This is a genomic window from Salinibacterium sp. SWN248 (genome assembly GCF_015864575.1).
Taxonomy (GTDB): domain Bacteria; phylum Actinomycetota; class Actinomycetes; order Actinomycetales; family Microbacteriaceae; genus Rhodoglobus.
Window position 1 is genome coordinate 1,583,082 of record NZ_JADYWW010000001.1, and the last position, 25,299, is coordinate 1,608,380.

The window sequence follows — 25,299 nt, forward strand, 5'->3', positions numbered from 1 at the left end:
GTGGGAAATACACCCCGCGCGACTCGCAGGTACTCGGCCAGATCACCTCTGGTCGGGTACCTGCTTCGTCGCCTCGGAACCTCAGTCCTGCTCCTCTTCGGAGTCACCATCGTCACATTCGCTCTCGCGAACCTTGTGCCGGGTGACCCCATTGCGGCAGCGCTCGGTGAAGGGGCGGCGAGCAACCCCGCCACTGTTGAGGCTTATATCAAGGAGCGCGGGCTTGATCAGCCGCTTCCGGTTCAGTACGCCAACTACATTGGTGGACTGTTCCAAGGCGACATGGGTATCTCGTTGCGTACGACCCAGCCTGTGGCCGACGATCTGGCCAAGGCCGTTCCTGCCACTGTGGAGATCGCCCTGCTGGCCATCATCGTGAGCCTCGGCATCGGCGTTGCTCTCGGTTCGCTCGCGGCCTACCGCCGCGGCAAAATCAGTGACCAACTTGTTCGCGTCTTTTCGTTGATCGGCCTCAGCATCCCTACATTCTGGATGGCACTGGTCAGCTTCAATTTCTTCTTCCTCCAGTTGCGCATCGCGCCTGGTTCGGGGCGGCTCTCGCCGGCGCTGGCACCGCCGCCCACAGTGACGGGTTTCTACACGGCCGACGCTCTGCTGGCCGGCCAGTGGGTCACGTTCACTGACGCGCTTGCTCACCTCATGCTTCCGGTCTTCGTGTTGTCGCTCTTCACGATCGGCCTTCTCACGCGCTTCGTGCGAACCTCCGTTCTCGAAGTGCTGGATGCCGACTATGTTCGTGCCGGGCGCGCCAAGGGCCTCAGCGGCTCACGCTTGCTCTTCGGCTACGTGTTGCGCGGTGCATCGCTGCCCATCCTCACTATCGTCGGTCTCGCCTTCGGAACACTCCTGTCGGGCACGGTGCTCGTTGAGGCAGTGTTCGCCTGGCCTGGCCTCGGCAGCTACGCCTATAACTCGGCAACGAGCCTCGACCTGCCCGGTGTCATGGGCGTCGGTCTCGTCGTCGGTGTTGTCTACCTGTCCATCAACTTCGCCGTCGACCTGCTTTACGGTGTACTCGACCCGAGGGTGAGGCTCGCATGAGAACGCGTTGGCTAAAGATTCCTGCCGCGTGGATCACTCCGCTCGGTGTCATTGGCGCTGTAATCGCCATCACGTGGGTGGGCATTGCCTTCACTGCCCGGTTGTGGGTTCCGTTTGACCCGCTGTCGCAAGATTTGCCTCGACTGCAGGCTCCCGGCATCGACACCCTCATGGGCACGGATGCTCTCGGTCGCGACATCTTCTCGCGCCTCATGACCGGTGCCAGCGTCACTATCCCGCTGGCCCTCATGCTTGTGCTCATGTCGCTCGCGGTCGGAACCCTCATCGGCGCGATCGCCGGTTACTTCGGCAAGTGGGTCGACGAGTTGCTGATGCGCCTGACGGACCTCGTGATGGCGTTTCCCACGGTCATCCTTGCGATGGTCGTTGCAGCAGCCCTTGGCCCGTCGCTCTTCAATGCGGTGATCGCAGCTTTTGTTGTCTCGTGGCCGCAATATGCGCGAATGACACGGAGCATTGTGTTGGGGCTTCGAACCCAGAACTACGTCATGGCCGGGCGCCTTATGGGCTTCTCGCCATTCAAAACCTTGCGCGTCGACATCGCCCCCAACGTGGTTGGTCCGATTCTTGTTCTCGCGAGCCTCGATGTGGGAACGGCAATCCTGTTGCTCTCCGGCCTCTCGTTCTTGGGTCTCGGCGCTCAGCCACCAACGGCCGAGTGGGGCTCAATGATTTCCGCGGCCATCCAGAACTTCGATAGCTGGTGGATCGGGTTGTTCCCCGGTCTCGCCATTCTCACTGTGGTGATGGCCTTCAACTTCGTGGGCGACTCGCTGCGTGACATTTTCGACCCCACCTCCCAGGTATCGCGAGCGGGGGCTCGGTCATGAGCGACATCACAACACCTCAGACTGCGGATGCCGCAGCGGCAGCCACCGCGCCGGTGCTCACTGTTGACGAGCTCACGATCGGCATCGGCTCCCGTAAGAACCTGAAGTCCATCGTTAAAGGCATCAGCCTCACACTCACCCCCGGACGCATTCAGGGTCTCGCGGGGGAGTCGGGCTCGGGCAAGACGGTCACGTCGCTCGCGATGTTGGGCTTGTTGCCGAGCAATGCGGTTGTTGGCGGGTCTATTCGCTTGAACGACACCGAGCTCGTTGGGATGACTCATCGTCAGCTGAACGAGATTCGTGGTCGCCGCATCGCGATGATCTTCCAGGACCCTTCGTCGAGCTTGCACCCGCAGCTCACGGTTGGCGTGCAGTTGACCGATCATGTGACTCGACACCTCAAACTGTCGAAGAAGCAGGCTCGCGCTCACGCTATCGAGTTGCTCGAGCGCGTGAGGGTGCCGAACCCTGCGGAAGCCCTTGCCCGTTATCCGCACCAGTTCTCGGGCGGGCAACGTCAGAGGATCGCAATCGCGATTGCGCTGGCCTGCGACCCGATCGTTCTGCTAGCTGACGAACCTACAACGGCGCTCGACGTGACCGTTCAGGCGGGCATCCTGCATTTGCTGCGTGACTTGGCCGATGAGCGTCAACTCGCGGTGCTGTTGGTGACCCACGACTTGGGTGTCATGAGCGCCATCGCCGACGACATCGCGGTGATGCGGCACGGCGAAGTTGTCGAGTCCGCTGTGCGCCAAGAGATTTTCGCTAACCCACAGCACGCCTACACGCGTGAGCTGCTCGCGTCGCTTCCGGGCGCCGCCGGCTTCGAGGAGGCAACCGAATGACCGAACTGCTTGAGGTTTCAGACCTCGTTATCGAGTACCACGGCGCGACCGTAGTGCGCGCTGTCGACGAAGTGTCGCTCACGATTGCTCCCGGCGAAGTGCTCGCACTCGTGGGGGAGAGCGGTTGCGGCAAATCGAGTCTCGCGCGCGCTGTCGTAGGCATGGAAAAGCCTCGGGCTGGCGCGGTGACCTACCGTGGTGCCGAGGTCCCTTTGCTTGGAGTGCGTCGTCGTCGTGCGCAGTTCACCTCGATTCAGATGGTCTTTCAAGATCCGAACTCGTCGCTTAACCCGCGTGTTCGCGTCGGTCAGCAGATTTCTGAGGGTATCCGTGCCGCCGTTGAACGTGGCGATGAAGGCTCGCAGCCCGAAGAGTGGCTCGAACGCGTCGGACTTCCCACCGAGATGGTGTCCCGCTACGCTCACGAACTGTCGGGCGGGCAACGCCAGCGCGTTGCTATCGCACGTGCTTTGGCTGCGCGCCCTGATCTCTTGGTCGCCGACGAACCGATTTCTGCTCTGGATGCGTCGAGTCAAGCATCCGTCGCTGACATGATGCGCAAGCTCGCGCTCGATGCCGGCGCAGGGCTGCTTTTTATCTCTCACGACCTTGCGATTGTGCGGCTCATTGCCGACCGCACTGTCGTGATGTATCGCGGAAAGGTCGTCGAGTCCGGAGTCTCCGACCTCATTTGGAATGATCCCAGGCACCCGTACACTCGTGCCCTCATCTCGGCGATCCCGGAACCGGATGGCACCGGCACGTTGCCTGCCGCTCCGGCTGCAGAGGCTCCAGAAGAGTGGCGGATGACGCTTCCTGAGGCCCTCAACCGCGCCTGATCCACGGCTGCCCGTGCTTTCGCGCGGGCCCGTTCGCGTCCAAATCCCGTAAATGTAACTACATGCTTGTGTTTTGGCGGATTCTTCGGGGATAATGTCCCCAAGCGGTTCGCCGCACAATTTAACAGCCATGTGCCGTCACAGGCACCGTTCGTGGGTCGATGGGGAAGTCGCATCCAACGGAACGGAGATATCGTGACTGCACAAAACGCTCGCGGAGTGCTCTATGTGCACTCTGCCCCTCGCGCGCTCTGCCCACACATTGAGTGGGCTGCTGGTCGCGCTCTTGAACGTGCCGTGAACTTCAACTGGGACGATCAACCCGTGCTCAGGGGTTCTCAGCGTGCTGAGTTCTACTGGGAGGGCCCCCAGGGTTCTGGCGCCACGCTCGCTTCGGCATTGCGCGGGTGGGAGCACCTCCGGTTCGAGGTCACCGAAGATCCCAGCCCAGGTTCCGACGGCGGACGCTGGATGCACACTCCCGACCTTGGTATTTTCTTCGCGCAGACCGACAGCGTTGGCAACATGGTGATCCCCGAGGATCGTCTCCGCTACGCCATGGAGGCTGCGGGCTCCGATGCCTTCGATTTGCACCGTGAACTTCGTCTCGCTCTCGGTCAGGCGTGGGATGACGAACTTGAGTCGTTCCGTCACGCCAGTCAAGATTCTGCAGTTGTGTGGCTTCACAAGGTCGGTTGACGATGATTTCCGAACGTACGACTGTCTCTGAGGTAGTGGCTGACACACGGATTCCGCTCATCGAATGGCGCGACTGCGTGGACGTCGTGCTCGACTCCGTCGACTCGACGTTCGATGGCGAGTGCACTCTGCACGACGGGTGCCGTTCAATCCTTTAGAACTGGTCGCTGCATCCATCTGCACCTGTGTGTGACTGATGGTTCGCTGCGAGCGTGCCGTTCAGGTCGCGCCCAGCCGACTCACGGCGTAGCGTTGAGGCGTGGCCGGAAGTATTCGGGCACGGTTGCCACAACGGACCGTCCCCGGGTCCTCGGACCTTGTTCTTCCGGCTGAAACTATTTCAGGATTTGGAAGGAACATCATGTCTCGTTTTGACGGAAAAGTAGTTCTCATCAGCGGTGGTGCCCGCGGAATGGGCGAGTCGCACAGCCGTGCCATCGTCGCCGAGGGTGGCAAGGTTGTCATCACTGACGTTTTGGATGCTGAGGGTCAGACTCTCGCAGACGAACTCGGCGAGAGCGCCGTTTACGCCCACCTCGATGTCACGAACGAAGATGAGTGGCTTGCAGCAGTGAAGCTGGCTGTCGACACCTTTGGTGGCCTCAACGTTCTGATCAACAACGCGGGTATCGCTAACTTCGGCACCCTCGACACCTATACCGCTAAGGACTGGTCGCTGATCATCGGGATCAACCTCACCGGCGCCTTCCTCGGCATCAAGTCGGCGGCACCGGAACTGGTCAAGAACGAGACCTCCTCGATTGTGAACATCTCGTCGACGGCCGGAATGCAGGGCTTCGCCGCCCTCCACGGCTACACTGCCTCCAAGTTTGGCCTTCGCGGTTTGACGAAATCAGTCGCGATGGAACTCGGCCACCAAGGTGTGCGGGTCAACTCGGTCCACCCGGGAAACATCCGGACTCCGATGACCGACGGCTTGGAGATCGACGACTCAAGCACACCGATCCCTCGTCTCGGAGAGCCAGAAGAAGTCACCAAAATGGTTCTCTTCCTGGCCAGCGACGACGCCAGTTACTCCACCGGCTCCGAGTTCATCATCGACGGTGGTGTTCTCGCCGGAGACGGTGCGGTCAACTAGCTCACGAACCTCACGGAGCGTGCGCACGCACTAACGACGCTCAACGAGATATCGCCCGCCCGATCAATGATCGGGCGGGCGATTCTTCGTTAAGGCTCAATTCGCTAGAGCGGCCGAGCTGGCTCCGTGGCTAGACCGAGCGGAATGCGGCGACAGCGTTGTGTCCGCCGAAGCCGAACGAGTTGCTGATGGCCAACTGCGGGCCGGCGCCGAGGTCGCGAGGCGACGTGACGACATCCAGCGGGATCGCAGGGTCCTGGTTGGTGAGGTTGATCGTCGGGGGCGCTGTGCGGTGGTGGAGCGCGAGAACCGTGAAGATCGCCTCGAGTGCCCCCGTGCCGCCCAGAAGGTGGCCTGTGGCGCCCTTCGTGGCCGAGACGGGAATGTTGGGCAGGTGATCGCCGAAGATGCGCAGGAGCGCTTTGTACTCGGCAATGTCGCCGACGGGCGTGCTCGTGGCGTGAGCGTTGATGTGGGTAACGTCGTCTGGCGTTGCTCCGGCGGCGTCGAGGGCGTCGCGCACGGCGCGTGCTGCGGCGGTTCCCTCGGGGTCGGGAGCGGTGATGTGGAACGAGTCGCTCGTTACAGCGCCACCGGCGAGCTCAGCGTAAATGCGAGCGCCACGGGCGAGAGCGTGCTCCTCAGTCTCGAGAACGAGCGTCGCCGCTCCTTCGCCGAGAACGAAACCATCGCGGGAGACGTCGTAGGGGCGTGAGGCGGTAGCCGGGTCGTCATTGCGCTTCGAGAGCGCTTGCATCGACGCGAAGGCGGCGATCGGCAGAGGATGCACGACAGCTTCAGTTCCACCAGCAATGACGACATCCGCGAGTCCGGCCTGCAGGTGCGCGTAGGCGTTAGCGAGGGCCTCGGTGCTGGAAGCACAGGCGGAAACGTCAGTGCGCGCGTAGGCACGTGAGGGGATAGCCATGCTGATCGCGGCCGCAGCAGCGTTCGGCATGAGCATGGGGATAGTCATGGGCAGAACGCGACGCGGGCCCTTTTCACGCAGGGTGTCCCAGGCGTCGAGAAGCGTCCAGAGTCCGCCGATTCCGGTGGAATAGTCAACACCAATACGCTCGGGGTCGACGTCAGGTGAGCCAGCGTCCGCCCAGGCTTCACGAGCCGAGATGAGAGCGAACTGGCTGGAAGGATCGAGTCGCTTGTACTCGACGCGCTCCAAAACCTCTTCTGGGCGCACTTTTGCCTGCGCCGCAAACGTTACGGGGAGAGAGTACTTTTCAACCCAGTCCTGCTCGAGTGAGCGGGCTCCGGATTCGCCAGCGAGAAGGGCGTTCCACGACTCGGTCGCGGTTCCGCCGATGGGCGTGGTGGCACCGATACCGGTGACAACGATCTTTTTGGTCATTTCACGTTCCTTTTGAGTGCATGGCTCAGAAAGCCCACCAACGGCAGACTCCTGGAGTGCTGCGCGGAGGCCAACCGCAGTGAGTGCGGTTGGCCGTCCACGTCGAGCGGGTGTTACGCCTGAGCGTTGGTGATGAAGCTCACTGCGTCACCGACGGTCTTGAGGTTCTTTACCTCTTCGTCGGGGATCTTGACGTCGAACTTCTCTTCTGCGTTGACAACGATCGTCATCATCGAAATGGAGTCGATGTCGAGGTCATCGGTGAACGACTTGCCCATTTCAACGGTGTCGGTCGCGATGCCGGTCTCATCGTTGATGAGCTCAGCCAATCCGGCCATAACTTCTTCAGTGGACAGTGCCATGTTTTTCTCCTTGGGATGTAAATTGACCGTTAGCCAGTGTAGGCCAGCAGCGGTGATTCTTAGGGGTACTACGGCAGAACGATTACTTGCGCGCCGAAGACGAGCCCGGCACCGAAACCGATTTGAAGGGCGAGGCCGCCACTCAGTTCGGGGTTCTCTTCGAGCAGACGGTGAGTCGCGAGCGGAATGGATGCCGCAGACGAGTTGCCCATGTCGGCAACATCGCGAGCAATCACGACAGACTCGGGCAGCTTCAGCTGCTTCGCGAACTCGTCGATGATGCGCATGTTGGCCTGGTGGGGGATGAACGCAGCGAGGTCGTCTGCGGTGATCCCCGCGACATCCAGTGCTTCCTTCGCTACCTTCGCCATGTCCCAGACAGCCCAACGGAAGACTGTCTGACCCTCTTGACGGAGCGTCGGCCACGCGGCTTCGCCTTCGCGGAAGTCGACGAGCGTCGCGTTCATCTTGATCGCGTCAGCCTTCGAGCCGTCTGAGCCCCAGACCGGAGCCGAGATGCCGGGGGTGTCGCTCGGGCCGATAACAACAGCACCGGCGCCATCAGCCAGAAGGAACGAAATGCTGCGGTCGGTGGGATCGACAATGTCTGAGAGCTTCTCGGCGCCGATCACGAGGGCGTATTTTGCTGCGCCCGCGCGGATCAAAGCATCAGCCTGAGTGACCGCGTAGCTGAAGCCAGCGCAGGCAGCGTTCACGTCGTACGCCGCGGCAGGGTTGGCTCCCACACGGTCGGCTACAACAGCGGACATCGACGGCGTCTGCAGGACGTTGCTGATCGTCGCGATGATGACAAGGTCGATCTCCGACGGGTTAACGCCCGACTTCTCAATCGCTTCGCGAGCGGCATCCGTGGCGAGATCAACCGCGAGGATGCCCGCTGACGCGCGACGGCGGGTGACCATGCCCGTGCGCTGCTGAATCCACTCATCGCTCGAGTCGATCGCTTCAACGAGCTGATTGTTGTCCACAATCAGGTCGCCGCGGGCGGCGCCATAACTGTAAATTTTGGTGAACTGTGACCCGGCGGACTGGGTGAGGGTGGGTGCGGTCATGCGTTGGCCTCCATCAGGTCAAATGCTGCGGATAGATCATCAGGTGTCTTCACTGCGACGGCCGGGATGCCCCGGAGTCCGCGTTTTGCGAGGCCAACAAGAGCGCCAGCGGGCGCAAGTTCAATAATTCCGGTGACTCCGGCATCCGCCAGGGAATTCATCGTGAGATCCCATCGAACCGGCGATGACACCTGACCAACGAGGAGATCGACGAAGTGTGAGCCGCTCTCGATGAGCGAACCGTCACGGTTGGTGTAGATCGGTAACGTCGGATCGTTTGCAGTGAGTCCCGCGGCAAACGTCTCGAGGTGAGCGACGGCCGGCTGCATGTAGCGAGTGTGGAACGCGCCGGCGACCTGAAGCGGAATAACCCGCGTGCCCTTGAGCGGTTCTTCGGACAGTTTCGCGAGAGCATCGAGGGCGCCGGCAACAACAATTTGTCCACCGCCGTTGAAGTTGGCTGGTTGAAGCCCCAGCTCGGCAAGGCGTTCGAGCAGTGCCTCTTCGTCTCCGCCGATGACGGCGGACATACCCGTGGATTCGAGGGCTGCGGCGGAAGCCATTGCCGAGCCACGCTCGACGACAAAGCGCATCGCGTCGCTTTCGGAGAGGATTCCGGATGCCGCAGCGGCGGTGATTTCTCCAACCGAATGTCCAGCGACAGCGCCGATGTGCTTGCGGCGGTCGCCCGCTGTCAGCGCGCTCAACGTGAGTAGGCCAGCGGCAACGATGAGCGGCTGAGCCACTGCGGTGTCACGGATGGTGTCGGCATCCGACGTGGTTCCGTGAGCAATCAGATCGATGCCGGCGGCGTCAGAGATCGCGCCGAGCTGGTCGCGCAGAGAGGAATCTTCGAGCCATGGCTCAAGAAACCCGGGGGTCTGGGAGCCCTGTCCGGGCGCTACTACAACAATCACTTAGCTAGTCTGCCAATCTTTCGTCGGAATCGCTTGGATAACCCCACCAAAGCTTGGAGGGATCGTTGTGTGAAATCGCCAAAAGCGAGGGTGTTAGCGGGCGCGGCCCGGCTCGGGGTCAGAAATTGAGCCCACGATGAGAGCCGCCTGCAAAATCAACGCTTCGCGCGCGCCAGTGGCATCCCAGCCAATGACCTCGCTAACCCGCTTCAAGCGATAGCGCACCGTGTTCGGGTGCACAAAGAGTTCACGAGCAGTTGCTTCAAGAGAGCGCCCATTGTCGAGATAACACCACAGTGTGGTGAGCAGATCGGTCGAGTGTGCCTGAAGTGGCTTGTAGATCTTGTTGATGAGGGTCGAGCGTGCCAACGGATCACCGGCGAACGCACGCTCCGGCAGCAGGTCGTTGGCGAGCGTCGGTCGAGGAGCATTGCGCCAGGACCGAGCTACAGCAAAGCCGGCAAGAGCAGCTTTTGCGCTCTTGGAGGCATCGACCAAGCTCGGCACTTCTGGCCCGAGCACAAGGTGGCCGCTCCCGAATCCCGGCTCGAGCTGTTCGGCGATCGTAATGAACGGCAGGGGCTCAGCATCTTCCGCTTTTTCAGAACGGGGAGCCGCACGACCAATTACGAGCACGAGACGACTGCCTTGCACGCCAATGAGAACATCAGCATCAAGATGACGAGCTGTTCGCCGAAGCTGATCGACGTCGAGCTGGCGGGGGGAGGTGCCGACGAGTACACACACCTCGCCGTGACCATTCCACCCCAGGGCGGCGATACGACTCGGGAGTTCGTTGTCATACTCGCCGCTCAGGATCGAGTCGACAACGAGTGCCTCGAGTCGGGCATCCCACAGTCCGCGAGCTTCCGCAGCGCGGGCGTACACATCTGCCGAGGCAAACGCGATTTCGCGGGAGTACAACAGGATCGCTTCCCGCAATACGTCGTCATCCGCTTTGACACGCGCCTCAACTACTTCAACAGCGATGCGGATGAGTTGAAGCGTTTGCTGGAGCGAAACGGAACGTAGTAGTTCGCGAGGGGCAGCACCAAACACATCCGCCGCAATCCACGGCGTCGTCGTGGGGTCTTCAAACCAGCTAATAAAACTCGTGATGCCGGCCTGAGCAACTAAACCGACCGCGGAACGCCGCCCTGGTGGCATTTCGCTATACCAGGGCAGCGTGTCCTCAAGTCGCTTCAGCGTTGCTGTCGAAAGTTCGCCCGTGATGACTCGCAACCAGGCGAGCGTCTGCGCCTTAGTTTTCTGTACCGGGGGAATGGTTGCGACCTAGCTTTCGCCGCCGGCAGAACCGGTGGTGCCTTCGTTGACGTCGTGGAGGCTGTACTTCTCAATTGCTTGAGCCGGAACAGCAGGATCCATCTCGCCGCGCTTCACGAGCATCTCCAAGGTGCGAACAACCAACGAGTGGCTGTCGATCTTGAAGAAGCGGCGTGCAGCAGCTCGCGTGTCGGAGAAGCCGAAGTCATCAGCACCCAACGTCGCGAACTCACCGGGAACAAAAGCCCGGATCTGATCGGGGACCGCGTGCATGAAGTCGGTGACCGCAACAAACGGGCCCTTGGCGTCCGCGAGCTTTGTCGTGACGTAGGGAACGTGAGGTTCTTCGTTGGGGTAGAGGAAGTTGTGCTCTTCAGCAGCAAGTCCATCGCGACGAAGCTCGGTCCAGGACGTGACCGACCAGACGTCGGCGGCGACTCCCCAGTCCGAGGCCAGAAGCTGCTGGGCCTCGAGAGCCCACGGCACAGCGACACCGGAGGCCATCAGCTGAGCCTTGGGGCCAGTGATCGTCGGCGACGACAGGTGGTAAATACCCTTGAGCGCACCCTCGACATCGAAGTTCTCCGGCTCAGCAGGCTGAACGTGAGGCTCGTTGTACAGGGTCAAGTAGTACATGACGTTGGGATCTTCGTGCTTGCCGCCGTACATCCGCTCGATACCCGCGCGCACAATGTGGCCGAGCTCGTAACCGAACGCAGCGTCATAGCTGATGACCGCAGGGTTCGTGGATGCCAACAGGATCGAGTGTCCGTCAGCGTGCTGCAGTCCCTCACCCGTCAGCGTCGTGCGACCGGCGGTGGCGCCCATGATGAAACCACGGGCCATCTGGTCGCCAGCAGCCCACATGGCATCGCCGGTGCGCTGGAACCCGAACATTGAGTAGAAAACGTAGACCGGGATGAGGGGCTCACCGTTGGTGGCGTACGAGGTGCCGACGGCGGTGAACGCAGCAAATGCTCCTGCTTCGTTGATGCCGACGTGCACGATCTGGCCCTGCGGGCTTTCCTTGTAGGCCAGCAATTGCTCGCGGTCTACCGAGGTGTAGTGCTGCCCGGCGGGGTTGTAGATCTTCGCCGTGGGGAAGTACGCGTCCATACCGAACGTGCGCGCCTCATCCGGGATGATCGGCACAATGCGGTTACCGATGGACTTGTCGCGCAGGAGGTCCTTGAGCAGACGGGCGAAAGCCATGGTGGTGGCGATCTCCTGCTTGCCGGAGCCCTTCTTGACGACGTCATAGGTTTTTGCTTCGGGAAGCTCAAGCTGCGTGTACTTGGTGCGACGCTCAGGGACGTAGCCGCCAAGCTCGCGGCGGCGCTCTTGCATGTACTGAATGGCCTCATCGTCTTCACCGGGGTGATAGAACGGGGGCTGGTACGGATCTGCTTCGAGCGCGGCATCCGTAATCGGGATGTGCATTTCGTCGCGGAACTTCTTGAGGTTGTCGAGCGTGAGCTTCTTCATCTGGTGGGTCGCGTTGCGGCCCTCGAAGCTGGGACCGAGGCCGTAGCCCTTGACCGTCTTCGCGAGAATGACGGTTGGCTGGCCCTTGTGCTCACTCGCTGCCTTGAAGGCGGCGTAAACCTTGCGGTAGTCGTGACCACCACGCTTGAGGTTCCACACGTCGTCGTCCGAGAGGTGTTCAACCATCTTGAGCGTGCGGGGGTCGCGGCCGAAGAAGTTCTCGCGAACGTAGGCGCCAGACTCTGCTTTGTAGGTCTGGTAGTCGCCGTCGGGGGTTTGGTTCATGAGGTCGCGCAGAGCGCCCTCTGAGTCGTTGGCGAGCAAGTCATCCCACTCGCGGCCCCAGACAACCTTGATGACGTTCCAGCCGGCACCGCGGAAGAAGCTCTCGAGCTCCTGGATGATCTTGCCGTTACCGCGAACCGGGCCGTCGAGACGCTGGAGGTTGCAGTTGATGACGAAGTTGAGGTTGTCGAGCTTCTCGTTGGCTGCCCACTGCAGGGCTCCACGGCTTTCGACCTCGTCCATCTCGCCGTCGCCGAGGAATGCCCAGACCTGCTTGTCAGACACATCCTTGATGCCACGGTTGCTGATGTACTTGTTGTTCTGGGCCTGATAGATCGCATTGATCGGGCCAAGACCCATTGACACGGTGGGGAACTGCCAAAACTCCGGCATGAGGCGCGGGTGCGGGTAGCTCGAGATGCCATTCGGTGCCTGCGACTTTTCTTGACGGAAGCCCTTCAGCTGGTCTTCGCTCATGCGACCTTCGAGGAAGGCGCGAGCATACATACCGGGGGAGGCGTGGCCCTGGTAGAAGATTTGGTCTCCGCCAGATTCGTGGTCTGCACCACGGAAGAAGTGGTTGTGTCCTACTTCGTAGAGAGCGGCAGATGACGCGTACGTCGAGATGTGGCCGCCAACGCCAACGCCGGGGCGCTGCGCGCGGTGCACAGTGATTGCGGCATTCCAGCGAATCCACGCACGGTAGCGACGCTCGAGCTTTTCGTCACCGGGGAAGTCGGGTTCATCTTCTTTTGCAATGGTGTTGATGTAGTCGGTGGTCGGAACCATCGGCACGCCAAGGTGCAAGTCTTTAGAACGCTTGAGAAGGCTGAGCATGATCTCGCGACCGCGCTCGTGGCCTTGTGCTGCAACGAGGGAGTCGAGTGATTCGTTCCACTCGGCGGTCTCCTCCGGGTCCTTGTCGGTGTTGGTTACCGAGTATGGGTCCTGGTCGTTTACCGTCACCGTTGACCTCTTTCGTGTAGAGAACAGAGTCGTGCGAGTCGAGGCACTACCGGGTTACGGATGTGATGGGATCGACTACGCCCATCGATTCTAGTTGTCGAATGCGGCAAGATTCGAACCGGGCCAATTTCTCCTGTAATTGTGGGGAATTCGGACGGTTTTCTGGGGGAAGGTTTCGTATGACCATCACGCGAGGGGCAATTGCGCCCGACTTTGAGCTTCGCAATCAGCACGGACAGACAGTCAGCGGGCAGGAACTGCTTTCACGACGAGCGGTACTCGTCGTTTTCATTCCCCTCGCGTTTTCTCCCGTGTGTACCGACGAGGTAACTCAGCTCAATGAGTGGCACGACGTTGCCGCCAGTGCCGGGGTCGAAATCGTCGTGATTTCTGTGGATTCGACGGCCACTTTGCGGGCATGGTCAGAGGCTGACGGCATCCGTCTCTCGTTGCTTTCTGACTTTTGGCCTCACGGAGCGGTTGCGCAAGCCTTCGGCGTATTCCTTCACGACAAGGGTTTTGCGAGCCGCACCAGTTTCCTCATCGATAAAGCCGGAATCGTGCGGGATGTTATTAGTTCCGAGCTCGGCGAACCCCGCCTATTTGCTGATTACGAACGGGCAATCGAACAGCTTTCGTCCGACCGGTAGTGACGGTTTTGTGGTGGGTGCGCAACCGGCACCAAAATCCCGTGTAACATTATCGAGCGCTGCTTCGCATTGCGTCGCTGCGGGCCTTTAGCTCAGCTGGTAGAGCGCCACGTTTACACCGTGGATGTCATCGGTTCGATCCCGGTAGGGCCCACCGCAACAGAAAACCCCCGTCACTGACGGGGGTTTTCTTCGTTTCCAGCGCACATTCGGCGCTATGCTCCCTGCACGACCCGCGGCAGTCCGGTCGATGCGGTCCCAACCTGACGAGGTGGAGCTCCATGTCGAATGACGTCTCAGATTCTGTGCTCGAGCGCGCGCACGACCTTTCCCAGCGCTATCTTCAGAGCCTGGCTGCTCGCCATGTCGGTGCGCGCGCGGGGCGCGACGAGATGATGGCGGCGCTGCACGAACCACTGTCGAGGCTCGGGCACGACGACCATGCCGTGATCGATCTCCTCGCTGGCCAAGCGGAAACAGGGATGACCGACTGCGGCTCTCCGCGGTATTTCGGTTTCGTCATCGGCGGCGCCCACCCTGTTGCTCTTGCCGCCGATTGGCTGGTGTCGACGTGGGACCAGAATGCGGGCATCCACGCGATATCTCCTTTTGCTGCTGCAGTCGAGGAGATCGCCGCTGAGTGGCTGCTTGACCTGTTCGGTTTGCCTGATGACGCCTCGGTCGGCTTCGTTACAGGCGGACAAATGGCGAACTTCACGTGCCTTGCGGCAGCCCGTCACAACGTGTTGAGGCGAGCCGGTTGGGATGTCGAACTCGACGGACTCGCGGGTGCGCCGCGAGTAACTGTCGTGGTCAGCGCCGCAGCTCACGTGACGATCGATGTGGCATTGCGGTACCTCGGCTTTGGCACACGTTCGCTCGTGACCGTCGACGCCGATGATCAAGGCCGGATGCGCGCAGACAGCCTGCGCGACGCGCTTGCCACTGTGCGTGGCCCCGTGATCATTTGTGCTCAAGCCGGAAACGTCAATAGCGGTGCGTGCGATCCTCTGCGCGAGATCGCCGAGATTGCCAACGAGGTGGATGCGTGGCTCCACGTCGATGGGGCGTTCGGTCTCTGGGCCCGCGCTAGCGCTGAGCTAGCGCCCCTCGTCGACGGCATTGAGAACGCAGATTCATGGTCCACCGACGCCCATAAGTGGTTGAACGTTCCCTACGACAGTGGCGTCGCGATTGTGAAGCACGCGGCCGACCACCGTGCGGCGATGAGCGCATCAGCGGCCTATCTCATCCAGACCTCAGGGGCTGAGCGCGACGCAATCGATTGGGTTCCAGAACTCTCACGGCGGGCCAGAGCGATACCGATTTATGCCACATTGCGCACGCTGGGCCGCAAGGGCGTCGACGACCTGATCGCGCGTAGCTGCAGGCGTGCTCGCCACATGGCGTCGACTCTCCAACGTGAAGACGGTGTAGACGTGCTCAACGAGGTTGTGCTCAACCAAGCGCTCGTGCGGTTTGCCGATTCTGACGACGTCACTCGTGCGGTCGTTGCTGGCGTGCAAGCGGAAGGCACCTGCTGGGTCAGCGGCACAACGTGGAACGGGCACGCGGCAATGCGAGTCTCGGTCACCAATTGGGCGACGACCGAACGAGATATTGATCTCAGCGCTGCCGCAATTCTTGAGGTCTACAGTGCCGAGCGAAGTCGCGGCATCCAGTGATCTAGTAGCGCCGGTGAGCGCGCTCTGGATCGAATGGGCCGGTGAGCGTGCAGGCGCTCCGCGCTCGGCGTGACGCGTCCCCGGCGCACTGCGCTGTCACCGTGTCGACAGCCGCAGCAATCCGCTTGGGCCCGCTCGCAATCGGAGAGGTCACGATGGCGGGCGGCGGCGACCCTTTATCGATGCTGAACGTACGCCCCGCTACATGGGGTACTGATGCGCACGCTCTGCGCGCTGACCTCATCGTGGGGGGAGGCGCGTTGTTCACTCTCGTGGATCGGTCTATCCCTCATATTTGTTGCACTATCTGTTCTGAGTACGGCTCGGCATACCCGCAAAACATTGGTATCGCCTTAGGATTTGTGCATGGCATTCCACGACGACGTTGACGACGCGAACGATGCGAACGACAAAACGTCTTCAGAGCATGAGTTCGAACTACCCTTTCCGAAGCCCGCAACCGGCACATCTCCCGGTGCGGACTCGGCGAATGACACGACCGCTGACGGTCTTGTCGACCTGAGCGAAGCATCCACTGACGGCATTTTCAATCTGGATGCTGCGCTCAATGCAGACACGTCCGTGCCGGTTGCGCCGCCCGCAGACTCTGTCGCACCGCCGGCGCCGCCCGTTGGCGCCTCAGGATTTGCGCCCATCGACCTCAACGAAGAGTTCCAGCGCTCTGACGTCGCAGATGCGCTCGACCAGGGAATGCCTCCTTGGGCCATGGCGCCCGCTCCTGATCCCACCCAGGCTGTTTCGCAGCTCGATGCTCCGAGTGATGCAGATTCCGAGCACGCCGCCGCACCGTCGGCAGCCGATGACAACGATGACGACGACCCCTACCAAATTCCTGCTGATTACACGACGCCAGATTTCTTCGCGTCCCGTATTTCTCGCCGACGCACTCCAGAAGAAATGGAAGCCCACGCTGCGGCAGTAGACGCTGAAAGCGACGCATTGGCTACTGCTCTTGCCGCTGGCGAGGCGGCAGCTGCCGGTGAGAGCGCAACTGCTCCGACTGAGCCTGCGCCGGTCGAATCCGCAGCCGCTCAATCAGCAGCCGCTCAGTCCGCACCGGATGATTCCGCAGCAACCGAATCTGCCCCCGTTGAATCTGCGCCGCTCGATGCTGCGCCGCTCGATGCTGCGCCGCTCGATGCTGCGCCGCTCGATGCTGCGCCAGTCGCACCTGAGCCGCTCGCGTCAGAATCGGTCGAGCCAGCCCCCGTTTCTGCTGACGCCATTGCGCCTGCCGCGGACGAGTTCGACGAAGATCTTGGTGCGTTCGATCTTGGCGCTACCGAGGGCGCAGATGACTCCGAAGAGTTCAGCTTCGAATCGCTCTTTGCAACGCAGGAACCAGAAGCAGCTGCGCCTCACGCGCCCGCTGAAGACGCACCGTCCGGTGACACACACTGGGCAGAAGTTTCTCCTGTCGCGGGCGACAGCTCCGATTCAATTTCAGCCGAATCGGATGCGCCCGCTAACCACATCTGGAAGCTCGGGCCGCTTGAGCCCAACGTTCAGGGCTCCACTCCCGCACCGGCTCCCGTAGAGGAGCAGGCTGCGGCAGAGGCGCCTCTTCCTGTGGAAGAAGTCATCGACGGTGCCCCCATGTGGAATCTCGACGGCAAGGATGCTCCGCCCGTTGTCGACGCACCTAGCCTGAATAGCGACGGTTTCCTTTCGCTCGATGAGGTTCTCGCTCCCGACCCCGACGTTTCGGATACCACGAGCGAGGCTTCTGTGCCCGCAGCTGAAGAGGTCGCGCCGCAGGAAGACGCGACGGACTCAACTCTTGCCGATGCCGATTCGAGCTCACCTGCTGATGACGACGCTGAAGCAAGCGAACTCGCCAGCGCCCCGTCCGCAGCGAGCGTTTCGGCTTTCGACCTGGATGCTGCGTTCCGCGAAGCCGCCGTTCCTGAGCCCTCTGCTGAGAACTCCACGAGCGAATACCTCGCACCGCCCACGCCTGAGTCCGCGATCGAGCCTGAGTATGTTGCGGCGCCAGCGGTTCCGGCAGATTCAGCGGCCGCAGACGAACCAGCGTCGACGACGGAGCCCGAGACGATCGAGGCCGTTGAAGACGTGACCGAAGCGGTTGCCGAAGAGCCTCTCGACGTGTTCTTCCCCGCCCCGGCCGCAGAGACTGCTCTCGACGAACCAGCGGAAGTTGGCGCGGTTGAGTCCGCAGTCGCCGAAGCGGACGACACTGTGGAATCCAGCGGCATCGCAGAACCTAGTGAAGTCTCAGAAGTCACTGACGCGGCCGAAGCAGATTCACCCTTCGCGCGCCGTCAGTCGTTCATCGCACCGTCTGATGAGGAGCCGGCAGCGAATGCTGCGGACGCCGTCGAAACTTTCGAGAGTGTGGCACCCACGACTGAATCAGCAGCTCCCGTCGCAGAAATTCCTGATGTCGTTGCTCCCGTAAATTTCGCTGCTGATGCTGTCGAACCGGCGTTCGTTTCAGAACCGGAAACAGAAGCGGAACCAGAAGCCCAAGCAGAAACCGAAGCAGCGCCTGAGGCAGCCAGTGCTCCTGAGACTGAGATTGCTTTTGAGGCTGTGACGCTTCCTGAGGCCCCGATCGCCCCGGAGGCAGCTGGCGTTGTCGCTCCCGCGTTTGAGCTCCCGGCCGAGCCCTTCGTCGAGTCTGTCGAACCTGCCGAACTTGGCGAACCCGTCCAGTCGAACCCAGTGCAGACCGCGCCGTTCGTTTCGAGTTTTGCACCGGAAGCATCCTTCATCCCGGTCGCGGAGCCAACTCCCGCAGCAGAAGAAAATCCAGCAGCCCCAAACACTCCCGTTGCGGACGAGTCGGCGACTGCGGAAGCACCGGCAGCGAGCGAAGAACAGCCTGCAAGTGCAGAAACTGCGACAGCTAACGACGTCCCGACGCCTCCCACCCGCCGTTCGATGGCGGATGAAGATATTCTGAACTGGGCAGACAGCCCCGAAAACCAGTCAACGGGAACGCTGAGCGTCATTGAGGTTCTCGAAGCTCAGTTGCGATTGCGCGAAGAAGAAGCCCGTGAGTACCGCGAATGGGAAACTACATTCCGGTCCCGAGGCGGCCCCGTCGCCGATCAGGTCATCGAGCAAGTTCGGTCCGAATTCTCGGATGTCGTCGACCAGGATGAAGCGCCCTCTGCGGCTGCGGAGACTCACACGCCAGTCGAGCCCCAGGCAGAGACCGCGGACGTCGACATTGATCAGGCTGCTTCTCACTCCGCTGGAACCGCCAGCGAGACAGCGGATGCGCCTCCAGTCGTGCCGGAAGAATCGTCCGCCACAGCTGCACCCGCGCCAGCACCTGCTGCGGCCCAATTGCCGTCGTGGGACGTTCCGCCGCCCAGCGAGTCGTGGTCGCCTCCCGCGGACTTCGAAGACGAGATCCCCTTTGCTGCTCACGCAGATCCGACCGGGTCGATCACACTTCCTGTTCTAGGCGACGACTCTGAGCAGCCGTCTAATGAGCAGCCGTCTGTCGAGCAGCCTGCTGCTCCGGCAGCGGCTACCGAGCCCATTGCCGACCCCGCAGCTTCTTCGTTCGATGCCGAGTCCGGCTTTCTTTCCTTGGGCGATGCTCCGGAAGCTCCCGCGGCCGAAACGCCTGATGCTGCCATCATTCCTGAAGCACCGGTAGTTTCCGAATCGTTCGCTGCGCCCGAGTTGCCTTTCGCCACACTGCCAGCAGCTGCGCCCGAGGCGCCCGCCGCGCCCGAAGCGACTGACGAGACCGCAGCTCCGGCCCCCTCTGACGTTCAGGCTGCTCCTGAATTCCCCGCCGACGAGGATGGCGACTACGACGAGGTCGAATTCGCTCCGCCTGCTCTCGTGGAGCCGGACGTCGCGCCGAGCATTCCGCGCGCGAACCTCGACGAGCATGTCTCGTTCGGTGATTTCGGATTTGCTCCGCCGCCCGCAGACGGCGCATCGGACGAGGTCAACGCTGAGGCGGCCTCCGCTGAATTCGCTGTCGACTCGGCCGCTGATGAAAGCGACGCACCCTTCGCGTTCGATCTCCAAGCGGACCTGCCGAGCACCGCAGCATCGACGCCTGCTGAGGCGCCGATTGAAACCGAGCAGGACTCCGCAGAAACGACTGCTGTGGCCTCCGAGCCGGTGTCGGAATCTGTTCCCGACGATTCTGCAGCAGCGACCGCCACAACGGAGGGTGCTGCAGCTTTCAGCTTCGCCTCGACCGAGACTCCGAAGTACGTCGCATCGGAACCGATCAGCTTTGATGACCTGCTGAAGACCGATGACATCGTGGATGCTGACGTCGATTCCGACGCCGATGAAGCGGATGTTGATCCATTGCAGGCGCTCCTCGCGAACGCCGCACCGCCTCTCCATGGTGACCCGCTCTCTGAAGTTCAAACTGGCTCGATGCCCATTGCCCAAGCCGCATTTGAAGCGGACGAGTCTGAAACGGATGACGCTGTTGACGACAGCGACCGCCTTTCGTACCCGACAGAGCTGTCCACCGCCGCATTCAGCGCCGGAGTGAGCGCTGCGCCAATCGACAACGCTGCGCCAATCGACAACGCTGGCGCCGAGAACGTTCACGCTGATAACGCCGACGACGAAATTCCCTTTGCCGCCGGGGCGGCAGGTGCTGCGCTTCTTGGTGGCGCTGCCGTTGCTGGTGCTTCGCTTGCGTCGCAGCCGGCACCAACGGGCGCTCCGGCACCTCTCGCTGCACCACCAATCACTGAATCAAGCGCGGCTGCGCCAGCGCCAATAGATTCAATGCCTCAGCCAGTTGCTCATTCAACGTCGGTAGTTGCTCAGCAGCCGCTCGGTCTTGATGAGGTCGCTCCTACGGCGCAGCGCGTCTTCAGCCTTGAGGAGAGTGGCCTGGAGCCGACTCCGGTTGATCGCCGCATCGGTCACGCCGCACGTCTCTTCTGGCTGTGGTTTGCTGCCAACTCGTCCATCGTGAGCCTCGGTCTCGGTGCAGCGGTGTTCGCTGTGGGGATGAGCCTTCGCCAGTCGATCGTCGCTATCCTCGCGGGTGTCGCGCTGTCCTTCATTCCCTTGGGCCTCACGACTCTTGCGGGCAAGCGCAGTGGCCAGCCAACCATGGTTGTCTCGCGGTCGACGTTCGGGCTCCTCGGCAATATCGCTCCGTCGGTGGTTGCCTTAGTGGCACGACTCTTCTGGGGCGCTGTGCTCTTGTGGGTCTTGGCTTCTTCGGTCGCCATTGTGCTGATCGGCTCCGACCTCAACGGTGGTCTTGGTGACCGACAGTTGCTTCTCATCGCATTGGCGCTGTCGTTCCTGATCGCGCTGGTAATCGCTTTCGCCGGTTACCCGCTGTTTGCGCGCATCCAATTGATTCTGAGCATCATCTCGGGTGTGCTGATTGTGGGCCTCATCGGCTTCACGGCGCAGTACATCGACGTTTCGCAGGCGCTCACCACTCCCGACGGTTCGTGGCTGCTGACAGTCACCGGCGCCGTCTTGGTGTTCAGCTTCCTTGGTTTGGTGTGGGCCTATAGCGGTGCAGATATTGCCCGTTACCAGCGCCCGTCCTCGAGCGGTCCAGCGTCGATGTTGTCTGCCACCTTTGGTGCAGCACTTCCCGCCTTCGTTCTCATCGCCTACGGTGCGCTTCTTGCGGCTTCAGACCCTGCAATTGCTCGCGGCTTCCTCGCTTCGCCACTCGACACCCTGCTGCTCTTGCTGCCGAGCTGGTACCCGATTCCGTTGCTGCTTGCTGCTGCACTGAGCTTGCTCTCGGGCATCACGTTGAGCCTCTACTCCGGTGGTTTCGCCCTCCAGGCAATTGGAGTGCGGGTGCCGCGTCAGTGGTCAATCGTCATCGTTGCGGTCGTGCTCGGTGCTCTCGGCATCCTCTTCGCCTTCGGCATCGATGGTGGAATCAACGAACTGTTCCGGGATGTCGCAACCACGCTTGCGGTTCCCACCGCTGCGTGGGCGGGCATCTTTGCTTCGGAGACGATGATTCGCACTCGCAAGCTCGACAGCGCTGGGCTGCTTGCTCGCGGTGGAGTGTATGCCGATGTCCGCTGGGTCAACCTCGGTGCCTACATCGTGATCTCGGTGATCGGCTTCGCTCTCACGAGCGCAACGATCAGCTGGCTTTCGTGGCAGGGGTACGGCTTTACGGCACTCGGCATTGATCTGAGTTCTGACCTCGCCGGCACCGACCTTGGTGTGCTCGTCGCGCTTGGCCTCGGAATCCTGACGCCCCTGGTGGCAGGTATTCCAGCGATTCGTCGTCAAGAGGCCGAGCAGCCTGAGCGCGCACCGCGTCCCGCCTAGACTGATCGCGTGTCTACTACTGTCGCTCATGTCCTTGCCGCGGCCGAACGGCTCTGGCCTGCATCCGGTGCCGAGTCGTGGGATGCGGTGGGGTTAGTCGCGGGAGACCTCGACGCCCCGGTGTCTACGATCTCTTTCGCGGTCGACGCGGTCATCGACACCGTCGACGAGGCTATTGCTGGTGGTGCGGACATGCTCATTACGCACCATCCGTTGCTCCTGCGCGGGGTCACATCCATAGCGAGCGACCGCTACAAAGGAGCGGTGCTCACCAAGCTTGTGCGTGCTGAGTGCGCTCTGTTGGCCGCACACACGAACGCGGATGTCGTAGAAACCGGAACGTCAGGTCGCTTCGCCTCCAAGCTGGGCTTGTCGTCGATCGCCCCCATCGTCGCCGGTCAGACTCCCGATCGCGGCATTGGCCGCACGGGGCAACTGCCGGAGCCGATGACCCTCGGTCGTCTCGCTCGCCTGATCGCGGAGATTCTCCCGCCCACGGCTACCGGCGTTCGTGTTGCTGGTGATTTTGAGCAACTCGTTCAATCGGTGGCGTTGTGTGGGGGAGCGGGTGACGCATACTTGAACGAGCCTGCCGTGTTGGCGTCGGATGTCTACATCACGAGTGATCTGCGGCATCATCCGGCTTCTGAAGCTCGTGAGAATGCTCGGCTCCTGAATGGCCCGGCGTTGATCGATGTCTCGCATTGGGCGAGTGAATGGTTGTGGCTCGACGCTGCAGCCGAAGAGTTGCGGGCATTGCTGCCAGACGTAACGATTACGGTGAGCGAATTGCGCACCGATCCTTGGGATTTTGCGGTTGTGCAGTAAGCACACCGGTATACAGAGAGAAACATGACTATGGCATTGACCGCTAGCCCCGCTGATCAGGCGCTGCTCCTCGACCTGCAGGCCTTTGACACGAAGATTGCCCAGTTGGAGCACCGTGCCAAGAAGCTTCCTGAGCACGAGAAACTTACCGAACTGAAGCAGCACCGCGACAAGCTTCAGTTGACGATGCTGGAAGAGCGTGGCATCAAAGAAGACATCGAGCTCGAAATGAGCCGCGTTGAGTCGGATGTCACGGTGGTTGAGGCTCGCATCGCCCGTGATACTTCGCGCCTTGATGCGAGTTCGTCGGCGAAAGATGTTGCTGCGCTTGAGCAGGAGCTCGCCGCGCTGCGCACCCGTTTGAGCAACCTCGAAGACATTGAGCTAGCCGTCATGGAGAAGCTTGAAACCCAGCAGAAGGTTGTCGACAATCTCGCTGAACAGGCGGACAACCTCCGTACCCAGGCCGCCGAGCTCGAAGGCAGCCGCGATGAAGCCCTCGTCGTCATTGAGACGGAGTTGGGCACGACCCGTACCGGTCGCTCTGCTTTGCAAGCTACGATCCCGGACGATCTTTTGGCGCTCTACGAACGTCAGCGCGAACGTTACGGTGTTGGCGCTTCGCTGTTGCGCGGGGGAGTTTCGCTGGCATCCGGCGTGAAGCTCCTCGAGAACGAAATGCAAGAGATTCGGGCCGCAGCACCTGACACCGTGATCATGTGTGCCAGTAGTGAAGGCATTCTTGTTCGCACCAACGAGTCGGGACTCTAACCGCTCGCTGAACGCTAAGCTTGGCAGTTGAATGGGTCGGCAAGACGGTCGCGTTATCCGCAAGGGTACCGAGGAACGTCCGGGCTCCGCAGAGCAGGATGGTGGGTAACACCCACCCGGGGCAACCCGCGAGAACAGTGCAACAGAAAGCAGACCGCCACAGACTTCGGTCTGGGGTAAGGGTGAAACGGTGGTGTAAGAGACCACCAGCGGCCGCGGTGACTCGGCCGGCTAGGTAAACCTCGTCCGGAGCAAGATCAGACAGAAGACGCTAAGGCTGCTCGCCAAGTCTTCGGGTAGATCGCTAGAGGTGTGCGGCAACGTACATCGTAGATAGATGACCGTCCAGCACGAGATTTCGGTCTCGTGTGAACAGAACCCGGCGTACTAGCCGGCCCATTCCTCAGTCTGAATGTGAGCGTCAGGCTCAGCCAGACTCGCCCGTGCAATCGCCGAGTGCCTCTAGACGACGCCCGAAGTGCCCAAAAGCGTACCGATGAGGAACGTGGTGGCGAGGGCGAGCGCTCCACCGATCACAATCCGCAGCGTTGGTCGCACCCAGCTGTTGCCGCCAACACGTGCCGACAGCGCCCCGGTGATCACCAGTGCTGTCAAGACGGCGATGAAGGTCGCTAGGACCCGGATGGGTTCTGGTGCCAGCAGGATGGCGGCGAGCGGCAGCACTCCACCGATCGTGAACGCGAGCGCAGATGCCCCGGCTGCTTGCCAGGGGCTCACGACGGCATGTTCGGTGATGCCTAGCTCCGCTTCGAGGTGGGCCGCTAAAACGTCGTGTTCGGTGAGCTCCTCTGCCACGCGTTGCGCTGTTTCTGCGCTGATTCCTTTAGCGCGGTAGATGGCCGCGAGCTCGGCGAGTTCCTCCTCCGGCATCTCGGCGAGTTCTCGTCGCTCTTTCTCGATGAGTGCCCGCTGGCTATCGCTCTGGCTGCTCACGGAAACATATTCTCCCAAGGCCATCGAGATGGCGCCACCGACGAGGCCGGCGACTCCCGCGGTGATCAGGGGAGCGATGGCGGATGTCGCACCAGCGACGCCGACAACGATTGCAGCAACAGAGACAATGCCATCGTTCGCGCCAAGAACCCCCGCGCGGAGCCAGTTCAGGCGCCCAGCGATGTCGCCGGAATGGGGTTCATTCGTGTGAAAGCTCATGGCTATTCCTTTACGGCGAGAGCGGCAGCGCCGAGAATGCCAGCGTTGTTGCGAAGTTTGGCTGGCACGATCGGCGTCTTCAACTTCAGCAGTGGGAGAAACTTTTCGTGGCTTTTTGACACGCCGCCACCGACCAAGAAGAGGTCGGGGGAGAAGAGCAGTTCGAGGTGGGTGTAGTAGCGCTGGAGGCGCTTAGCCCACGCGTTCCAGCTGAGGCGGCGCCGTTCCTTCGCGGAGAATGACGCGCCTTTTTCGGCATCCTGGCGCCCAATGGTGAGATGACCCAGCTCTGAATTCGGTACGAGGGTTCCGTTATAGATCAGCGCACTGCCGATGCCGGTGCCGAGCGTTGTGAGCAAAATCAGACCGGGTACGCCTTTAGCCGCGCCGTAGCGCACTTCGGCAACGCCAGCGGCATCCGCATCATTGACAAAGTGGATATCGCGGCCGAGGGCCTTCTCGAACAACGCTTCGGCCTCGAGACCGATCCACTCTTTGGAGATGTTTGCGGCAGACATCGTCTTGCCGTTGCGCACGATTGCGGGGAAACATACGCCAACCGGCATCGACTCGGGAATCCCGCCGAGTTTTTCGATGAGCTCAACGACGACCGCCACGATCGCATCAGGCTTGCCCGATTTGGGCGTCGCGATCTTCATCCGTTCGCTCACCAGCTTGCCGGTGTCGGTGTCGACAATGGCCCCCTTGATTCCGGTGCCACCGATGTCGATTCCTAGAGCCTGAGTCATG

The 25,299-nt window shown here is 61.4% G+C and carries 20 protein-coding genes, 1 tRNA gene and 1 other RNA gene; 14 read left to right on the forward strand and 8 right to left on the reverse strand.

The genetic code is table 11. The annotated features are described in order from the left end of the window. The 7 genes from I6E73_RS07595 (at position 1) to I6E73_RS07625 (ending at position 5,401) form a co-directional block, all read left to right on the forward strand. Positions 1-1,062, forward strand: coding sequence for an ABC transporter permease (locus tag I6E73_RS07595; RefSeq protein WP_197105782.1), 1,062 nt, complete (start codon positions 1-3; stop codon positions 1,060-1,062). After that, positions 1,059-1,913 (forward strand): ABC transporter permease, encoded by an 855-nt coding sequence (locus I6E73_RS07600; RefSeq protein ID WP_197105781.1) that lies wholly within the window; start codon positions 1,059-1,061, stop codon positions 1,911-1,913. The genes I6E73_RS07595 and I6E73_RS07600 overlap by 4 nt, the downstream gene beginning before the upstream one ends. Beyond that, complete coding sequence (locus I6E73_RS07605) at positions 1,910-2,764, forward strand: ABC transporter ATP-binding protein (protein WP_197124330.1); 855 nt, start codon at positions 1,910-1,912, stop codon at positions 2,762-2,764. Before I6E73_RS07600 ends, I6E73_RS07605 begins: the two co-directional genes overlap by 4 nt. Further along, positions 2,761-3,603, forward strand: a complete 843-nt coding sequence (locus I6E73_RS07610) for an ABC transporter ATP-binding protein (RefSeq protein WP_197124332.1) — start codon at positions 2,761-2,763, stop codon at positions 3,601-3,603. The genes I6E73_RS07605 and I6E73_RS07610 overlap by 4 nt, the downstream gene beginning before the upstream one ends. A 195-nt stretch (positions 3,604-3,798) precedes the next feature. Beyond that, positions 3,799-4,302, forward strand: coding sequence for a DUF3145 domain-containing protein (locus I6E73_RS07615; RefSeq protein ID WP_197124334.1), 504 nt, complete (start codon positions 3,799-3,801; stop codon positions 4,300-4,302). 2 nt (positions 4,303-4,304) lie between these two features. Further along, positions 4,305-4,460: a hypothetical protein gene (locus I6E73_RS07620; protein WP_197124336.1), complete on the forward strand. Its 156-nt coding sequence runs from the start codon at positions 4,305-4,307 to the stop codon at positions 4,458-4,460. A 203-nt stretch (positions 4,461-4,663) separates the two neighbouring features. Beyond that, a complete protein-coding gene (locus I6E73_RS07625) occupies positions 4,664-5,401 on the forward strand; it encodes an SDR family oxidoreductase (protein ID WP_197124338.1) in 738 nt (245 codons plus the stop codon). A gap of 130 nt (positions 5,402-5,531) precedes the next feature. On the opposite strand, the gene I6E73_RS07630 is transcribed toward I6E73_RS07625, so the two are convergent. The 6 genes from I6E73_RS07630 to aceE form a co-directional block, all read right to left on the reverse strand. Beyond that, complete coding sequence (locus I6E73_RS07630) at positions 5,532-6,767, reverse strand: beta-ketoacyl synthase (protein ID WP_197124340.1); 1,236 nt, start codon at positions 6,765-6,767, stop codon at positions 5,532-5,534. Between the two features lie 113 nt (positions 6,768-6,880). Continuing rightward, positions 6,881-7,129 carry an acyl carrier protein gene (locus I6E73_RS07635; protein ID WP_010202791.1) on the reverse strand — a complete coding sequence of 83 codons (249 nt, stop codon included), beginning with the start codon at positions 7,127-7,129 and terminating at the stop codon, positions 6,881-6,883. Between the two features lie 68 nt (positions 7,130-7,197). Beyond that, a complete protein-coding gene (locus tag I6E73_RS07640; protein WP_197124342.1) occupies positions 7,198-8,202 on the reverse strand; it encodes a beta-ketoacyl-ACP synthase III in 1,005 nt (334 codons plus the stop codon). After that, positions 8,199-9,119 carry an ACP S-malonyltransferase gene (locus I6E73_RS07645; RefSeq protein ID WP_197124344.1) on the reverse strand — a complete coding sequence of 307 codons (921 nt, stop codon included), beginning with the start codon at positions 9,117-9,119 and terminating at the stop codon, positions 8,199-8,201. The genes I6E73_RS07640 and I6E73_RS07645 overlap by 4 nt, the downstream gene beginning before the upstream one ends. A 93-nt stretch (positions 9,120-9,212) precedes the next feature. After that, positions 9,213-10,361: a CdaR family transcriptional regulator gene (locus I6E73_RS07650; RefSeq protein ID WP_231599685.1), complete on the reverse strand. Its 1,149-nt coding sequence runs from the start codon at positions 10,359-10,361 to the stop codon at positions 9,213-9,215. A 51-nt stretch (positions 10,362-10,412) separates the two neighbouring features. Continuing rightward, positions 10,413-13,139 carry a pyruvate dehydrogenase (acetyl-transferring), homodimeric type gene (aceE, locus tag I6E73_RS07655; protein ID WP_197105773.1) on the reverse strand — a complete coding sequence of 909 codons (2,727 nt, stop codon included), beginning with the start codon at positions 13,137-13,139 and terminating at the stop codon, positions 10,413-10,415. A gap of 179 nt (positions 13,140-13,318) precedes the next feature. Here aceE and I6E73_RS07660 point away from each other — a divergent pair, with 179 nt between their 5' ends. The 7 genes from I6E73_RS07660 to rnpB all read left to right on the forward strand — a co-directional run bounded on the left by I6E73_RS07660 (position 13,319) and on the right by rnpB (position 23,779). Then, on the forward strand, positions 13,319-13,789 hold the full coding sequence (locus tag I6E73_RS07660; RefSeq protein ID WP_197124346.1) for a redoxin domain-containing protein: 471 nt from the start codon (positions 13,319-13,321) through the stop codon (positions 13,787-13,789). A gap of 81 nt (positions 13,790-13,870) precedes the next feature. Further along, a tRNA-Val gene (locus I6E73_RS07665) sits at positions 13,871-13,943 on the forward strand. Between the two features lie 127 nt (positions 13,944-14,070). Beyond that, positions 14,071-15,474: an aminotransferase class V-fold PLP-dependent enzyme gene (locus I6E73_RS07670; RefSeq protein ID WP_197124348.1), complete on the forward strand. Its 1,404-nt coding sequence runs from the start codon at positions 14,071-14,073 to the stop codon at positions 15,472-15,474. A 366-nt stretch (positions 15,475-15,840) separates the two neighbouring features. Further along, positions 15,841-21,777, forward strand: a complete 5,937-nt coding sequence (locus tag I6E73_RS07675; RefSeq protein WP_197124350.1) for a cytosine permease — start codon at positions 15,841-15,843, stop codon at positions 21,775-21,777. A 9-nt stretch (positions 21,778-21,786) separates the two neighbouring features. Then, a complete protein-coding gene (locus I6E73_RS07680; protein WP_197105769.1) occupies positions 21,787-22,605 on the forward strand; it encodes a Nif3-like dinuclear metal center hexameric protein in 819 nt (272 codons plus the stop codon). 24 nt (positions 22,606-22,629) lie between these two features. Then, on the forward strand, positions 22,630-23,376 hold the full coding sequence (locus I6E73_RS07685; protein WP_231600592.1) for a zinc ribbon domain-containing protein: 747 nt from the start codon (positions 22,630-22,632) through the stop codon (positions 23,374-23,376). A gap of 32 nt (positions 23,377-23,408) precedes the next feature. Beyond that, positions 23,409-23,779: RNase P RNA component class A (gene rnpB / locus I6E73_RS07690), an RNA gene on the forward strand. A gap of 59 nt (positions 23,780-23,838) precedes the next feature. Here the strand turns inward: rnpB and I6E73_RS07695 are convergent. After that, positions 23,839-24,549: a VIT family protein gene (locus I6E73_RS07695; protein ID WP_197105768.1), complete on the reverse strand. Its 711-nt coding sequence runs from the start codon at positions 24,547-24,549 to the stop codon at positions 23,839-23,841. 2 nt (positions 24,550-24,551) lie between these two features. After that, the gene (ppgK, locus tag I6E73_RS07700; protein ID WP_197124352.1) at positions 24,552-25,298 is read right to left on the reverse strand and encodes a polyphosphate--glucose phosphotransferase; all 747 of its coding nucleotides are present in this window, start codon (positions 25,296-25,298) and stop codon (positions 24,552-24,554) included. Position 25,299: the final 1 nt, after the last annotated feature.

Excerpts from the sequence above, each read along its gene's own strand:
- I6E73_RS07600 (WP_197105781.1), top strand. The coding sequence starts at position 1,059 with ATGAGAACGCGTTGGCTAAAGATTCCTGCCGCGTGGATCACTCCGCTC.
- I6E73_RS07605 (WP_197124330.1), top strand. The coding sequence starts at position 1,910 with ATGAGCGACATCACAACACCTCAGACTGCGGATGCCGCAGCGGCAGCC.
- I6E73_RS07610 (WP_197124332.1), top strand. The coding sequence starts at position 2,761 with ATGACCGAACTGCTTGAGGTTTCAGACCTCGTTATCGAGTACCACGGC.
- I6E73_RS07620 (WP_197124336.1), top strand. The coding sequence starts at position 4,305 with ATGATTTCCGAACGTACGACTGTCTCTGAGGTAGTGGCTGACACACGG.
- I6E73_RS07625 (WP_197124338.1), top strand. The coding sequence starts at position 4,664 with ATGTCTCGTTTTGACGGAAAAGTAGTTCTCATCAGCGGTGGTGCCCGC.
- I6E73_RS07630 (WP_197124340.1), bottom strand. The coding sequence starts at position 6,767 with ATGACCAAAAAGATCGTTGTCACCGGTATCGGTGCCACCACGCCCATC.
- I6E73_RS07635 (WP_010202791.1), bottom strand. The coding sequence starts at position 7,129 with ATGGCACTGTCCACTGAAGAAGTTATGGCCGGATTGGCTGAGCTCATC.
- I6E73_RS07640 (WP_197124342.1), bottom strand. The coding sequence starts at position 8,202 with ATGACCGCACCCACCCTCACCCAGTCCGCCGGGTCACAGTTCACCAAA.
- I6E73_RS07660 (WP_197124346.1), top strand. The coding sequence starts at position 13,319 with ATGACCATCACGCGAGGGGCAATTGCGCCCGACTTTGAGCTTCGCAAT.
- I6E73_RS07670 (WP_197124348.1), top strand. The coding sequence starts at position 14,071 with ATGTCGAATGACGTCTCAGATTCTGTGCTCGAGCGCGCGCACGACCTT.
- I6E73_RS07675 (WP_197124350.1), top strand. The coding sequence starts at position 15,841 with ATGGCATTCCACGACGACGTTGACGACGCGAACGATGCGAACGACAAA.
- I6E73_RS07685 (WP_231600592.1), top strand. The coding sequence starts at position 22,630 with ATGACTATGGCATTGACCGCTAGCCCCGCTGATCAGGCGCTGCTCCTC.
- I6E73_RS07695 (WP_197105768.1), bottom strand. The coding sequence starts at position 24,549 with ATGAGCTTTCACACGAATGAACCCCATTCCGGCGACATCGCTGGGCGC.
- ppgK (WP_197124352.1), bottom strand. The coding sequence starts at position 25,298 with ATGACTCAGGCTCTAGGAATCGACATCGGTGGCACCGGAATCAAGGGG.